The organism is Yersinia entomophaga (genome assembly GCF_001656035.1).
Taxonomy (GTDB): Bacteria; Pseudomonadota; Gammaproteobacteria; order Enterobacterales; family Enterobacteriaceae; genus Yersinia; species Yersinia entomophaga.
The window spans coordinates 2,732,518-2,746,937 of record NZ_CP010029.1 but is presented as its reverse complement, the minus strand read 5'-3'; the positions used below and the strand labels follow the sequence as shown (position 1 = coordinate 2,746,937).

The following is a 14,420-nucleotide window of genomic DNA, read 5'->3' as shown; positions in this document are numbered from 1 at the left end:
GATCAGCAGGAGGCTGAAAAGTATTATGTTAAATATAAATCCAGGTGCGCTAAAGTTATTATTTTGTACGCTCATTTCAGCCTTTTTTTTATGCTTATCATCTTCGGTTCTGGCGCAAGACCATTTTCGATTATCTGCGTTGGAGTTAAGTGATGCAGAGCAAGCTGTTATTGATTTAAGCGCTTTTTCAAACTCTGGTGGTCAATTACCCGGTGAGTATCAGGTGGTTATATTTCTTAACGGAAATGAGAAAGAAACCAGGCGGGTCAGATTTATTCAGACGGCGGATAAAGCATTATTACCACAGTTAACCGTGGATGACCTCCGCCGCTTTGGCGTAAAAATATCGTCAACTCCGACGCTGAGTGATCTTCCTTCAAAACATATTATTGATGACCTTAAAGAATATATTCCTCAGGCGTCTGTTGTTTTTGATTTTTATTCTCAACGTTTGGATATCAGCATCCCGCAGGCTGCGCTAGATGTTCAGGTCAGAGATGCCGTTTCATCGCATTTATGGCAACAGGGGCTGTCTTCATTTTTAGTGAACTATGATTTAACCGGCTCGGATAATCATAATGGAACAAGTAAAAACCAAAGCTATTTTTTAAATGTACGAAGTGGAATTAATATTGGTTCCTGGCGTATCAGAAACCAATCTACCTATAGTCATGACTCTGAAGAAAATAAGGGGGGTAGCCGTTTCTCATCTATTAACAGTTACGTTCAGCGAGATATTCATCGGTTAAAGAGCCAAATGATTCTCGGTGAAGCTTTCACTGACGGGGATGTATTTAACAGTATACAGTTCACGGGTGCATCCATTTCATCCGATAGTTTAATGCTGCCAGGAAGCCAGCGAGGTTTCGCACCCATTATTCGTGGTATCGCTCAAACCAACGCTCGGGTAACGGTTCGCCAAAATAATTATGTTATTTATGAAGGTTATGTGCCGCCTGGGCCGTTTGTTATATCCGATCTCTATTCAACTTCTGGTTCCGGAGATTTAGAGGTTACGATCACCGAAAAGAACGGGCAACAGCGTAAATTTGTCCAGCCATTCTCTTCAGTGCCGATGATGCAAAGAGAAGGGCAATTAAAATACCAGGTAACTTTTGGCCGTTACAGAAGTTCTGGGGCCAATATTTATCAGCCTTATTTTGGTGAAGGCTCCTTTATTTATGGGCTTTCTAATCGAGTTAGTTTACTTTCTGGTATACAGGCTGCTGATAATTATCGCGCGTTAAATACCGGATTTGGACTCGGCTTAGGTAATTTCGGTGCTATCTCTCTGGATACGACTCTGGCCGATGCCAGACTGAAAGATAATCAGCGTAAACAAGGGCAGTCTTATCGTATTCAATATGCAAAAAGTATTGAAACCACGGGAACTTCGCTGACGTTAGCTGGCTATCGCTATTCTACATCGGGCTACTACTCATTTGCGGAAGCAAACGAATATACAGCGAAAAAATCAGTTAACGCTGGGCTAAATAAACGTAGCCAAATACAGTTAACTCTAAATCAGGGAATGGGTGATTTGGGCAGTGTTTATTTGTCAGCCAACCAGCAGGACTACTGGGGAAAGCAGGGAAAAAACCAATCATTATCCGCCGGATATACTATTAATCGCGCGGGTATTGGATATGGATTAAACCTTTCTTATAGCGATAGTCGTGAAAATACCGCCGCCAGGGATAAACAGGTTTCTTTTAACGTTTCTATTCCTTTGGATAAATGGATATCAAATGGAACCCTAACCTACGGTATTAATAGAAACGATCGTGGACAGGGAACACAACAGGTAGCGTTTAATGGAAGTGCTTTGGAAGATCGTGCGCTGTTATACGGTATCCGCATGGATCAAAGTAATAATTATGCGACAACCAGCGCCGGCGCGTCGTTGGAATATGTTCATAATGCTGGACGCATGAATATGGCATATAGCCATAGCGATAATAGCAGAATGCTAAATTACGGATTATCGGGCGGTATTGTTGCTCACCGTGATGGTATTACTTTCTCTCAATCTTTAGGGGAGACGGTGGCATTGGTTAGAGCAGAAGGCGCTGCGGAAGCAAAAATATTAAATCAGAGAGGCATTAAAACTGATTCGAGAGGTTATGCAGTTATTCCGTCTATTGAACCTTATGCCTATAACCGCGTGGCTTTAGATACAGAAGGACTGGCTGACGGCCTCGATTTGGATGAGTCAGTGCAGCAAGTTGTACCAACCCGTGGCGCGGTGGTTGCCGCTGATTTTCGCGTCCGGCAGGGGCACCGAATACTGGTGACATTACTTAGTGATAATAAGCCTGTACCTTTTGGTTCCAGTGCCACGTTGGTAAACGGTGATAGCAGTGGAATTGTTGGTGATGAAGGTGAGTTGTACTTAAACGCCGTTCCAGAAAATGCGGAAATAAAGGTGCAATGGGGAAAAGAGCCTGCTCAGCACTGTTATGCAAAGTTAGATTTATCAAAGATGTCAGATAAATCAGGTGTTTTACGGCTTGTGGCCCAGTGTCGTTATTAAAAGGATTTTTTATGTTTGCTTCTATTAATTATATTTTTCTTAGCCGAAAATATAATAAAACAGGATTGATGTTAGTTATATCTATTATTTTTTGTAGTTATTTAAATGGAGCGAAAGCTGCAAAATCCCCTGTATGTAACGCTAACAGAGCTGTAGGGGTAGTTAATTTTGATGATATTTCTATTCGTCGAGATATGGCTCATTCACCGAAAATAATAGTTAAAACTGTAAGTGGAATTAACGTAAATTGTCCGGGGAAAACCCATCAGGGAATTTATGTTAAGTCTATGCTGGGTGTGTCTAGTATTGGCATAAATAATTATTTTGATACCAATCTGTTAGGAGTGAAAATAAAGTGGAGCCTCCAACCAAATAATTTAAGCCCTCAGGAAATGAATGTTGGTAGTATGAGAGGGATCGGTGTCAGAAAAAACTTCACCGGTAAATTTTATATATCAGTTGATAAGAATGCCGACTCTGGTGTGGTTAATCCAATAAAAATAATATTAGCTCGTCAGGATGAGAAGGGATTCAATACCGATGAGATTTTATTTAGCTACGAAATTCCCAGTTTTAAAGTAACGGCAAAAACCTGTGAAGTCAGGACGCCCCAAATTGATGTTCCAATGGGCGCTGTATTGAAAAATACCTTTAAAGGTGTCGGCAGCACTAGCGGTGAGCGAAGTTTTGATATTGAAGTGCAGTGTAGTGGAGGGGTTCAAGCGACTATTATCTGGCAGGGTGGAAGTAGCAACGGCGTCATCAAAGCGGATTCGACATCTACTTCAGCGGGGGTGGGCATTCAAATAGTTGAGCGGGATGCTCCTTTGGTTTTTGATACAGAACAACCGCTTGGGAGTCTCTCTACTTTAACCCAACTGCCCTATAAGGCCAGATTCTATCAAACCGAGAATAGAATTGCTGCTGGCAGTCTGATGACTACGGCTACTTTCACCGTCAATTATAAATAACCTTAATTTAAGGGCGCAATAGCAGCAGCGCGATAGGGAGTAGATGAGGTAAAAGTATGCTTTTGCCGATTGAGCGCCTTTATTAGCTAGAACTCTGTAAGTGGTGAGTGCTCACTCACCACTTATTGCAATGTTCTTTGATCTTTATGATGGCCTCTGAATAAAATGCCATCATAAATTATCGGGATAAGCACTGTATTTGGCTTAGCCCGATTCGGTTTTGATTATTTACCGATACAGAAACTTGAGAAAATTCGGCCCAGCAAATCATCAGAGCTGAATTCACCGGTTATTTCGCTAAGTGATTGTTGAGCAAGGCGTAACTCCTCAGCCAGAAGCTCGCCAGCCTGTGCGCCAACCAGTTGCTCATGACCTTGAACCAGATGCTGTGCAGCGGCTTCCAGCGCCTGTAAATGGCGGCGCCGAGCCAGGAAGCCCCCTTCGGTATTGCTGGTGAACCCCATGCTTTGTTTTAAGTGATCTCTCAGCAGGTCAATTCCGTCGCCGGTTCGGGCTGATAAACGAATAAGTGAGTAACCATTCACTTCGGTTAAACCAAGCGTCTCGCCTGTCACATCGGCTTTATTACGTACGACGGTAATCGGTAATGTTGCGGGCAAACGAGCCATAAACTCTGGCCAGATTGTCGCAGGTTCAGTAGCATCAGTGGTTGTGCCATCGACCATAAACAGCACTCTGTCAGCCTGTTCGATCTCGTTCCAAGCACGTTCGATACCAATTCGCTCTACTTCGTCGCTTGCTTCCCGTAAGCCAGCGGTATCAATAATATGTAGCGGCATACCGTCGATATGAATATGTTCCCGCAGCACGTCGCGGGTGGTACCGGCGATGTCTGTAACAATGGCGGCTTCATGTCCTGCTAATGCATTGAGAAGACTGGATTTTCCTGCATTTGGGCGACCAGCGATGACCACTTTCATCCCTTCTCGCAGCAGGCTGCCTTGACGAGCCTCGGCGCGTACGTTTTCCAGATCACGCATTACGCCGTTCAACTGGCCTTCTATTTTGCCATCAGAAAGAAAGTCGATTTCCTCATCAGGAAAATCAATCGCAGCTTCCACATAGATTCGCAAGTGAGTGAGTGCTTCCACCAGTTGATGAATTCGGACTGAAAAAGCGCCTTGTAGCGAGTTGACCGCCGAACGCGCGGCCTGCTCAGAACTGGCGTCGATCAGATCGGCGATAGCCTCCGCCTGTGCCAAATCCAGTTTGTCATTGAGAAACGCACGTTCGGAAAATTCCCCCGGGCGAGCAATACGCACGCCTGGCAGGGCCAAGACGCGTTTAAGCAATAAATCCAGTATTACAGGGCCACCATGCCCTTGTAATTCAAGCACGTCCTCGCCGGTGAAAGAATTCGGGCCGGGGAAGTAGAGAGCTATACCCTGATCCAGCGTGGTGCCGTCGGCATCGCGGAAAGGCAAATAGTCGGCATAACGCGGCTTGGGTAATTTACCCAAAACTGCCTCGGCGACGGCCGCCACGGCACGGCCTGAAACACGTAAAATGCCAACGCCACCGCGTCCCGGTGGGGTAGCTTGTGCGACGATCGTATCCGTTGCGCTCATGGTTATCTCTCTCTTGGACGGCGTAAAAGTGGTTTCTACTAAAAAAGAATAAGGCGGTCAATTGACCGCCTTAGGCTATTACTACAGATGATTACCGATACACATTATTTCTTTTTGTCGCGGCTGTGTAAGCCACGTTTTTCCAGGCCACGGTAAATCAACTGCTGCTGAAGGATGGTCACCAAGTTACTGACGATATAGTACAGTACCAGACCTGCTGGGAACCACAGGAAGAACACTGTGAAAATTACCGGCATAAAGGTCATGATCTTCTGCTGCATCGGGTCAGTCACGGTAGTCGGTGACATCTTCTGGATGAAGTACATGGTTATACCCATCAGAATCGGCAGGATGTAGTACGGGTCTTGCGCCGATAAATCATGGATCCACAGGATAAACGGCGCATGGCGCAGCTCAACGGAACTCATCAGCATGTAGTACAAGGCCAGGAAGATTGGCATCTGGATGATCAACGGTAAGCAGCCGCCCAGAGGATTCACTTTCTCAGCTTTGTACAGCGCCATCATTTCCTGGCTCATACGTTGCTTATCGTCGCCGATTCGCTCACGCATCGCGGCCAGTTTAGGCTGCAACATACGCATCTTCGCCATCGAAGTGTACTGCGCCTTCGTCAGCGGGTACATGATACCACGCACGATAAAGGTGATGACAATGATGGAGAAGCCCCAGTTACCGACGAAACCGTGAATGAACTTCAGCAGTTTGAACAGTGGCTGAGAGATAAACCATAGCCAGCCGTAGTCAACAGTCAGGTCAAGATGCGGCGCGATAGCGGCCATTTTGTCCTGAATTTCCGGGCCAACCCACAGGGTTGCTCCCAGCTGTTTCTGTTCACCCGGTTGTACGACAACAGGCGCACCTTTGAAACCGATAGCCGCCAGTCCATTGCCCAGATCGGCAGAATAGAAGGTGTTAGTTTCGTTAGCCGCTGGAATCCACGCGGTTGCAAAATACTGCTGCAACATCGCAACCCAGCCACCTTTGGTGGTGATATTCAGCGGTTCTTTTTCGATTTTATCGAAAGCATACTTCTGATAATTATCTTGATCAGAGGAGTACGCCGCGCCGCGATAAGTGTGCAGTGCGAAGTTATTGCTACCGGTATCACGGTGTTTAGGCAGGTTGATGCTTTGCTTCAATTGCCCAAATAACGTCAATTCCAGCGGTGCGGCAGAGGCGTTTTTAACGTGGTAATCCACGCCAATTGCGTAATCGTTACGTTTAACGATGAACGTTTTCGTAAAGACCGAGCCATCTTTGCCGGTAAAGGTCAGAGGGATACGCAGTTCATCCTGACCGTCAGCCAGCACAAAGCTGTTTTGCGCCACTTCAAACAGCGGACGTTCGCCGTTTGCCGGGTTGTCCGGGCCATTCTTGCCTGTCAGGCCACTTTGCGCCTGATAAACAAAGGCTGGCGTGGTTTCCAACAGCTCAAATGTTTTGTCTGAACCCAGAGAATCCGGGTAAGCCAGCAGGTTAGCCTGCTCAATGTCACCACCACGTGTATTAATGGTCAGAGACAGCACATCAGTTTTAACCGTGATCAATTGGCCTTGGCCACTGGCTGGCACGGCCTGGCTTGCGGTATCACCGTTAGCTGCGTTCGAAGTCTGTTGCGTGGTCTGGGCGGCGGTTTGTGGGTTGTTATCCACTTGCCATGCTTGCCAGATCATGAAAGACACGAACAGCAGCGCGATGAGGAGAAGATTGCGTTGCGAATCCATCGTTAGTGTTCTCTGTTATCGTCGGGTTTCGGCGGCACGGGATCATCGCCACCTGGGTTCAAAGGGTGGCATTTTAATACGCGTTTCAGCGTTAACCAACTGCCTTTTATCATGCCAAACCGGCGCAATGCCTCAATTCCGTAATGAGAGCACGTCGGATGGAAACGACAGCGTGGCCCCAACAGCGGACTGATTACGAGCTGATAGCCCCTAATCAGGCCGATCAGGATGCGGGAGCCTGGCGACAGTGGCGGCGCCATAATTTTTCCAAAGCTTCCGTCAACGCACGGTTATCAAGGTCAGCCACACCTTTTTTAACCAACACCACAAAATCCATAGACGGTAACGTGTGCTGATGCAGCCGGAAGCTTTCGCGTGTTAAGCGTTTTATCCGGTTACGTTCGTGAGCACGTTTGACATGTTTTTTGGCGACGGTAAGACCGATGCGGGGATGCCCCAGCTCGTTCAGGCGGCCGAGGATGGTGATTTGCGGCGTGCCAGCCCGTTGTGGCTGCTGGAAGACGAAAGTGAAATGACTGGGAGTTAACAAACGTAACTCCCTAGGGAAAGCGAGCTTAACCACTCAGTCGGTTAGCTTTATTACTTAGAAACAGTCAGACGAGAACGGCTTTTCGCACGACGGCGAGCCAGAACTTGACGACCATTTTTGGTGGCCATACGAGCACGGAAACCGTGGCTACGGTTGCGCTTCAATACGGACGGTTGGAAAGTGCGTTTCATAGCGATTTCTACCTAAACTTAAAATTATTACTGATTCAGTAAACGCGTTTGGCTGCTCGGAGTGAAGACCACCGACGCCTCAATCGCAACATATAAAGAAGCGGGATTGTAATAATTGTACAGTCCTGAGTCAATTCACATTGCGCAAGCCAGTAAGGAAGTTTTCCAAACCGGGAGTTTACCAAGGAGCCTGCCCGTGTTTACCGAAGGATTCCGTTTGGCCAAAGCCATCTGGAAAACAGGCATCACACGTAGGGCTGAGGATTATACGGACTCCCTGATAAATCGCAAGGATCGCATCAAGATCCTTTGTTCTCATCAGGGGATCGGATTGTGGGCAGGCTGTGGGTTATTTCAGGAAAGTCTGAAATTTTTCTTGATTAATGCTGATGTGCTCAACCAAATGCGGCGCGGTGGGTTACACTTGTTTGTCAAGCCACACCTGTGGATAAAAAGGATCTAATCTGTGAGGAAGGGGAGGATCTATTGCTCCTTTTGCGCTATGATCCGCCATTCCGATCGCGATCTCTACTCTGGGATCGTGGGGGGATGTTAATCGTAAAAAAACAACCGTAAAAACGGTTCGCATGTCGCTTCGGCCTGCTACAGGCCAATTGGCGTGTGTCAAAAACGATGATTTACACAATATCCTGATTTCTTTCTTTTATTGATCTTGTTCGAGTGGAGTCCGCCGTGTCACTTTCGCTTTGGCAGCAGTGTCTTGCCCGATTGCAGGATGAGTTACCTGCCACAGAATTTAGTATGTGGATACGCCCCCTACAGGCGGAACTGAGTGACAATACTCTGGCGCTTTACGCACCTAATCGTTTTGTTTTGGACTGGGTACGTGATAAGTACTTAAACAATATCAATGGTTTGCTTAATGACTTCTGCGGTACAAACGTACCCTTGCTTCGCTTTGAAGTTGGCAGCAAACCCATGGTGCAAACACAGAATCAACCGGTTACCGCCGCCAGCGTCAGTGCGCCCGCCGCTCCGGTGATTCGCAGTGCGCCGATGCGTCCGAGTTGGGACAGCTCACCGGCGCAGCCAGAGCTTTCTTATCGCTCTAACGTCAACCCTAAGCACACTTTCGATAACTTTGTTGAAGGTAAATCTAACCAGCTGGCCCGCGCGGCAGCCCGTCAGGTTGCGGATAATCCGGGTGGTGCCTATAACCCTCTATTCCTCTACGGCGGCACCGGCTTGGGTAAAACTCACCTGTTACACGCGGTGGGGAATGGCATCATGGCGCGTAAAGCCAATGCCAAAGTGGTTTACATGCATTCCGAACGCTTTGTGCAGGACATGGTAAAAGCGTTGCAAAACAACGCAATTGAAGAATTTAAGCGTTATTATCGTTCAGTAGATGCGTTACTGATCGATGATATCCAGTTCTTTGCCAATAAAGAGCGTTCACAAGAAGAGTTCTTCCATACTTTCAACGCCTTGCTTGAAGGTAATCAACAAATCATTTTGACTTCGGATCGCTACCCGAAAGAGATAAATGGCGTGGAAGATCGTCTGAAATCACGCTTTGGTTGGGGTTTGACGGTCGCCATTGAGCCGCCGGAGCTGGAAACCCGCGTTGCGATCCTGATGAAAAAAGCGGATGAAAATGATATTCGTCTGCCAGGAGAAGTGGCGTTCTTTATTGCCAAACGCCTGCGTTCTAACGTTCGTGAGCTGGAAGGGGCGCTGAACCGCGTCATTGCCAACGCGAACTTTACCGGACGCGCCATTACCATTGATTTTGTGCGTGAAGCGCTGCGTGATTTGCTGGCGTTACAGGAAAAACTGGTCACTATCGATAATATTCAGAAGACAGTGGCCGAGTATTATAAAATCAAGGTCGCAGACCTGCTCTCCAAACGGCGTTCTCGTTCGGTGGCTCGCCCACGCCAAATGGCGATGGCATTGGCCAAAGAGCTAACCAACCACAGCCTGCCTGAAATCGGCGATGCGTTTGGTGGCCGCGACCACACCACGGTGTTGCACGCCTGCCGGAAAATTGAGCAGTTGCGTGAAGAAAGTCACGACATCAAAGAAGATTTCTCTAACTTAATCAGAACATTATCCTCCTAGCGCTATGAAATTTATCATTGAACGTGAGCATCTGCTAAAACCCCTGCAACAGGTCAGTAGCCCGCTGGGTGGACGTCCGACGTTGCCAATTCTGGGCAATCTGTTGCTGCAAGTCACGGAAGGCTCTTTGCTGCTGACCGGTACCGATCTGGAAATGGAAATGGTGGCGCGAGTCGCCTTGTCCCACTCCCATGAACAGGGCGCAACGACCGTGCCTGCGCGGAAGTTTTTTGATATCTGGCGTGGGTTGCCGGAAGGGGCTGAAATTACCGTGGCGCTGGATGGCGATCGCCTGCTGGTGCGTTCTGGTCGCAGCCGCTTCTCGTTGTCTACGCTGCCTGCCGCTGATTTTCCGAATCTGGATGACTGGCAAAGTGAGGTAGAATTTATGCTGCCTCAGGCCACGATGAAGCGTCTGATTGAGTCAACCCAGTTTTCAATGGCCCATCAGGATGTGCGTTACTACTTGAACGGTATGCTGTTTGAAACCGAAGGTGAAGAACTGCGCACCGTAGCCACCGACGGCCATCGCTTGGCGGTGTGCTCAATGCCTATTGGCCAGACTTTGCCTTCACATTCGGTGATCGTGCCGCGTAAAGGGGTCATGGAACTGGTTCGATTGCTGGACGGCGGCGACACGCCACTGCGTCTGCAAATTGGCAGTAACAACATTCGTGCTCACGTGGGTGATTTTATTTTCACTTCCAAGCTGGTTGACGGCCGTTTCCCTGATTATCGCCGTGTATTGCCGAAGAATCCGGATAAAACGCTGGAAGCAGGCTGTGATTTGCTGAAGCAGGCCTTCGCCCGCGCCGCTATTTTATCGAATGAGAAATTCCGCGGTGTTCGCCTCTATGTTAGCCATAATCAGCTCAAGATCACGGCAAACAACCCTGAGCAGGAAGAAGCCGAAGAGATTCTGGACGTTAGCTATGAAGGCGAGGAAATGGAAATCGGTTTCAACGTCAGCTACGTACTGGATGTGCTTAACGCTTTGAAATGTGAAGATGTTCGCCTATTGCTAACGGATTCGACTTCAAGCGTACAGATTGAAGATAGCGCGAGTCAGGCGGCGGCTTACGTAGTCATGCCAATGCGTTTGTAGTATTTATCGGGCTGTCTATTTGCCTGCATGGATGAGGCTGAACTCTGCTCACATCCAGTCTGCCGGCGATAATGACGTCCTCGATCATAAGAATAAGAACCAGCTTCATGGCTTTGACGCGTTTACTGATAAAAGATTTTCGTAATATCGAATCTGCAGATCTGGCACCGGCCGCGGGATTTAATTTTCTCGTCGGCCCCAATGGCAGCGGCAAAACCAGCGTACTCGAAGCAGTATATACCCTTGGTCATGGTAGGGCTTTTCGTAGCCTACAGGCAGGAAGAGTGATTCGCCATGACTGTCCTGAGTTTGTATTACATGGGCGGGTAGACGGCGGTGAGCGTGAGTTGTCCGTTGGGTTAAGCAAGAGTCGCCAGGGCGAAAGTAAAGTGCGGATTGATGGCAGTGACGGCCATAAAGTGGCTGAGCTGGCGCAAATGTTGCCAATGCAGCTGATCACGCCAGAAGGTTTTACCTTATTGAACGGCGGGCCGAAGTTTCGGCGCGCTTTTTTAGACTGGGGTTGCTTTCATAATGAACCCGGTTTCTTTACTGCCTGGAGCAACCTGAAAAGGTTACTTAAGCAGCGCAACGCCGCGCTGCGCCAGGTGAATCGCTATGCGCAAATACGGCCTTGGGATCAGGAAATTATCCCGCTGGCTGAGCGTATTAGCGAATGGCGAGCGGCATACAGTGACGCCATTGCCGCAGATATTGCTGCGACATGCGCCCTGTTCCTGCCAGAGTTCGCCCTGAGTTTCTCTTTCCAGCGTGGCTGGGACAAAGAGAGCGACTACGGTGAGTTGCTGGAACGCCAGTTTGAGCGTGACAGAGCGCTAACCTATACCGCCGTCGGCCCGCATAAAGCGGATTTCCGCATTCGGGCCGAGGGTACGCCGGTAGAAGATTTGCTATCGCGCGGTCAGCTAAAACTGCTGATGTGCGCGCTGCGGTTAGCGCAGGGTGAGTTTCTCACCCGACAGAGCGGGCGGCGTTGCCTGTATCTGCTTGACGATTTTGCTTCTGAACTGGACACCGGCCGACGCCGTTTATTGGCTGAGCGTTTGAAAGCCACCCAGGCACAGGTTTTTGTCAGTGCGGTTAGCGCTGAACAAGTAACCGACATGGTAGGTGAAAAGGGCAAGATGTTCCGAGTGGAACATGGCAAAATAGAGGTTCAACCACAGGATTAAAGATGAGCGAGAAACGTTGATGTCGAATACTTATGACTCCTCAAGTATCAAGGTATTAAAAGGGCTGGATGCGGTTCGTAAGCGTCCGGGCATGTATATCGGTGATACTGATGACGGTACCGGTCTGCACCACATGGTATTCGAGGTTGTGGACAACGCTATCGACGAAGCCCTCGCGGGTCACTGTAAAGAAATTCAGGTGACTATTCACGCCGATAACTCCGTATCCGTACAGGATGACGGCCGTGGTATTCCTACCGGTCTGCATGAAGAAGAAGGGGTTTCCGCGGCAGAGGTCATCATGACCGTGCTTCACGCCGGCGGTAAGTTTGATGATAACTCCTATAAAGTGTCTGGTGGTCTGCACGGCGTTGGGGTTTCGGTTGTCAACGCCCTTTCTGAAAAATTGGAATTGGTCATTCGTCGTGAAGGTAAAGTTCACGAGCAAACTTATAAAATGGGTGAGCCACAGGGGCCGCTGAAAGTTGTCGGTGAAACCGAACAAACCGGCACCATGGTACGTTTCTGGCCGAGTTTCCAGACCTTTACCAATAATACTGAATTCCAGTATGAAATTCTGGCGAAACGCCTGCGCGAGCTGTCATTCCTGAACTCAGGCGTTTCCATTAAGTTGAAAGATAAGCGTAACGATAAAGAAGACCACTTCCATTACGAAGGTGGGATCAAGGCGTTTGTCGAGTACCTGAACAAGAACAAAAACCCGATTCACCCAAAAGTCTTTTATTTCTCTACGGTAAAAGACGATATTGGCGTGGAAGTGGCGTTGCAGTGGAACGATGGTTTCCAGGAAAACATCTACTGCTTTACCAACAACATTCCTCAGCGGGATGGCGGTACCCATTTGGTTGGTTTCCGTACGGCGATGACCCGTACCCTGAACAGCTATATGGATAAAGAAGGCTACAGCAAAAAAGCGAAAATCAGCGCTACCGGCGACGATGCTCGTGAAGGCCTGATCGCCGTAGTTTCGGTAAAAGTTCCCGATCCTAAGTTCTCCTCTCAGACCAAAGACAAGCTGGTTTCTTCCGAAGTGAAAACCGCGGTTGAAACGCTGATGAATGAGAAGCTGGTCGAATATCTGTTGGAAAACCCAACCGACGCCAAAATCGTGGTCGGTAAAATCATTGATGCCGCTCGTGCTCGCGAAGCAGCGCGTAAAGCTCGTGAAATGACTCGCCGTAAAGGCGCGTTGGATTTGGCCGGTCTGCCGGGCAAATTGGCAGACTGTCAGGAACGCGATCCGGCGCTGTCCGAACTCTACTTAGTGGAAGGGGACTCAGCGGGCGGTTCGGCTAAACAAGGCCGTAACCGTAAGAATCAGGCGATTCTGCCGCTGAAAGGTAAGATTCTTAACGTTGAGAAAGCGCGTTTCGATAAGATGCTGTCTTCGCAGGAAGTCGCTACCTTGATTACTGCGCTGGGCTGCGGGATTGGCCGGGATGAATATAACCCGGACAAACTGCGCTATCACAGCATCATTATCATGACCGATGCCGACGTCGATGGTTCTCACATCCGTACGTTGCTATTGACCTTCTTCTATCGTCAGATGCCGGAAATTATTGAGCGTGGCCATGTGTTTATTGCTCAGCCGCCGCTGTATAAAGTGAAGAAAGGCAAGCAGGAGCAGTACATCAAAGATGATGATGCGATGGAGCAATATCAAATGTCTCTGGCATTGGATGGCGCGGCTCTGCATATCAACGCTAATGCACCAGCAATGTCTGGCGAACCATTGGAGAAACTGGTTGCTGAACACTACAGCGTGCAGAAAACCATTACTCGCATGGAGCGCCGTTATCCGCGTGCGCTGCTGAATAACCTGATTTATCAGCCAACGCTGTTGGAAGACGATTTAGACAATAAAGAAGCGGTACAGCAGTGGATCGATTCTCTGGTGAACTTGCTGAATGAAAATGAACAGCACGGTAGCAGCTACAGCTCGATCGTTCGTGAAAACCGTGAGCGTCAGATGTTTGAGCCGATTCTGCGCATTCGTACCCACGGGGTTGATACCGATTACGATCTGGACTTCGAATTCATTCACGGCGGTGAATATCGCAAGATTTGTACGCTGGGTGAGAAACTGCGTGGCCTGATCGAAGAAGGTGCGTACGTTGAGCGCGGCGAGCGTCGTTTCGCGGTCGATAGCTTCGAAGAAGCATTGGATTGGCTGGTGAAAGAATCCCGCCGTGGTCTGGCAATTCAGCGTTATAAAGGTCTGGGGGAAATGAACCCGGATCAACTTTGGGAAACCACTATGGACCCAGAAAGTCGCCGTATGCTACGCGTAATGGTGAAAGATGCCATTGCCGCAGACCAACTGTTTACCACTCTGATGGGTGATGCAGTGGAACCACGCCGTGCCTTTATCGAAGAAAACGCCTTAAAAGCAGCAAATATCGATATCTGATAAATTGCGGCAATAAGAAAACCG

Annotated in this window: 12 protein-coding genes; 7 read left to right on the top strand and 5 right to left on the bottom strand. The window is 48.6% G+C overall.

All coding sequences use genetic code 11. The annotated features are described in order from the left end of the window. The first annotated feature begins 25 nt into the window (after window positions 1–25). A complete protein-coding gene (locus PL78_RS12490; RefSeq protein WP_064515957.1) occupies window positions 26–2,533 on the top strand; it encodes a fimbria/pilus outer membrane usher protein in 2,508 nt (835 codons plus the stop codon). Between the two features lie 11 nt (window positions 2,534–2,544). Then, on the top strand, window positions 2,545–3,504 hold the full coding sequence (locus PL78_RS12485) for a fimbrial protein (protein WP_064515955.1): 960 nt from the start codon (window positions 2,545–2,547) through the stop codon (window positions 3,502–3,504). A 224-nt stretch (window positions 3,505–3,728) separates the two neighbouring features. On the opposite strand, the gene mnmE is transcribed toward PL78_RS12485, so the two are convergent. The 5 genes from mnmE to rpmH all read right to left on the bottom strand — a co-directional run bounded on the left by mnmE (window position 3,729) and on the right by rpmH (window position 7,579). Next, window positions 3,729–5,093, bottom strand: a complete 1,365-nt coding sequence (mnmE, locus tag PL78_RS12480) for a tRNA uridine-5-carboxymethylaminomethyl(34) synthesis GTPase MnmE (protein ID WP_064515953.1) — start codon at window positions 5,091–5,093, stop codon at window positions 3,729–3,731. A gap of 104 nt (window positions 5,094–5,197) precedes the next feature. Continuing rightward, on the bottom strand, window positions 5,198–6,838 hold the full coding sequence (gene yidC, locus PL78_RS12475; RefSeq protein ID WP_064515951.1) for a membrane protein insertase YidC: 1,641 nt from the start codon (window positions 6,836–6,838) through the stop codon (window positions 5,198–5,200). Between the two features lie 2 nt (window positions 6,839–6,840). Next, window positions 6,841–7,098: a membrane protein insertion efficiency factor YidD gene (gene yidD / locus PL78_RS12470; RefSeq protein WP_049597413.1), complete on the bottom strand. Its 258-nt coding sequence runs from the start codon at window positions 7,096–7,098 to the stop codon at window positions 6,841–6,843. Beyond that, window positions 7,062–7,421, bottom strand: a complete 360-nt coding sequence (rnpA, locus tag PL78_RS12465) for a ribonuclease P protein component (protein ID WP_025380108.1) — start codon at window positions 7,419–7,421, stop codon at window positions 7,062–7,064. The genes yidD and rnpA overlap by 37 nt, the downstream gene beginning before the upstream one ends. A 17-nt stretch (window positions 7,422–7,438) precedes the next feature. Continuing rightward, complete coding sequence (gene rpmH, locus PL78_RS12460; RefSeq protein WP_002220736.1) at window positions 7,439–7,579, bottom strand: 50S ribosomal protein L34; 141 nt, start codon at window positions 7,577–7,579, stop codon at window positions 7,439–7,441. Window positions 7,580–7,775: 196 nt separating this feature from the next. Between rpmH and PL78_RS20540 the strand changes: the two genes are divergently transcribed. From PL78_RS20540 to gyrB, 5 genes are all read left to right on the top strand, one after another. Then, on the top strand, window positions 7,776–8,042 hold the full coding sequence (locus tag PL78_RS20540; RefSeq protein WP_064515949.1) for a hypothetical protein: 267 nt from the start codon (window positions 7,776–7,778) through the stop codon (window positions 8,040–8,042). Between the two features lie 230 nt (window positions 8,043–8,272). Next, on the top strand, window positions 8,273–9,664 hold the full coding sequence (gene dnaA / locus PL78_RS12450) for a chromosomal replication initiator protein DnaA (protein ID WP_049597411.1): 1,392 nt from the start codon (window positions 8,273–8,275) through the stop codon (window positions 9,662–9,664). Between the two features lie 4 nt (window positions 9,665–9,668). Beyond that, window positions 9,669–10,769 carry a DNA polymerase III subunit beta gene (dnaN, locus tag PL78_RS12445; protein WP_064515947.1) on the top strand — a complete coding sequence of 367 codons (1,101 nt, stop codon included), beginning with the start codon at window positions 9,669–9,671 and terminating at the stop codon, window positions 10,767–10,769. Window positions 10,770–10,876: 107 nt separating this feature from the next. Next, on the top strand, window positions 10,877–11,962 hold the full coding sequence (recF, locus tag PL78_RS12440; protein WP_064515944.1) for a DNA replication/repair protein RecF: 1,086 nt from the start codon (window positions 10,877–10,879) through the stop codon (window positions 11,960–11,962). A 19-nt stretch (window positions 11,963–11,981) separates the two neighbouring features. Continuing rightward, window positions 11,982–14,396: a DNA topoisomerase (ATP-hydrolyzing) subunit B gene (gene gyrB, locus PL78_RS12435; RefSeq protein ID WP_064515941.1), complete on the top strand. Its 2,415-nt coding sequence runs from the start codon at window positions 11,982–11,984 to the stop codon at window positions 14,394–14,396. Window positions 14,397–14,420 lie beyond the last annotated feature (24 nt).

Excerpts from the sequence above, each read along its gene's own strand:
- PL78_RS12490 (WP_064515957.1), top strand. The coding sequence starts at position 26 with ATGTTAAATATAAATCCAGGTGCGCTAAAGTTATTATTTTGTACGCTC.
- PL78_RS12485 (WP_064515955.1), top strand. The coding sequence starts at position 2,545 with ATGTTTGCTTCTATTAATTATATTTTTCTTAGCCGAAAATATAATAAA.
- mnmE (WP_064515953.1), bottom strand. The coding sequence starts at position 5,093 with ATGAGCGCAACGGATACGATCGTCGCACAAGCTACCCCACCGGGACGC.
- yidC (WP_064515951.1), bottom strand. The coding sequence starts at position 6,838 with ATGGATTCGCAACGCAATCTTCTCCTCATCGCGCTGCTGTTCGTGTCT.
- yidD (WP_049597413.1), bottom strand. The coding sequence starts at position 7,098 with ATGGCGCCGCCACTGTCGCCAGGCTCCCGCATCCTGATCGGCCTGATT.
- rpmH (WP_002220736.1), bottom strand. The coding sequence starts at position 7,579 with ATGAAACGCACTTTCCAACCGTCCGTATTGAAGCGCAACCGTAGCCAC.
- dnaN (WP_064515947.1), top strand. The coding sequence starts at position 9,669 with ATGAAATTTATCATTGAACGTGAGCATCTGCTAAAACCCCTGCAACAG.
- recF (WP_064515944.1), top strand. The coding sequence starts at position 10,877 with ATGGCTTTGACGCGTTTACTGATAAAAGATTTTCGTAATATCGAATCT.
- gyrB (WP_064515941.1), top strand. The coding sequence starts at position 11,982 with ATGTCGAATACTTATGACTCCTCAAGTATCAAGGTATTAAAAGGGCTG.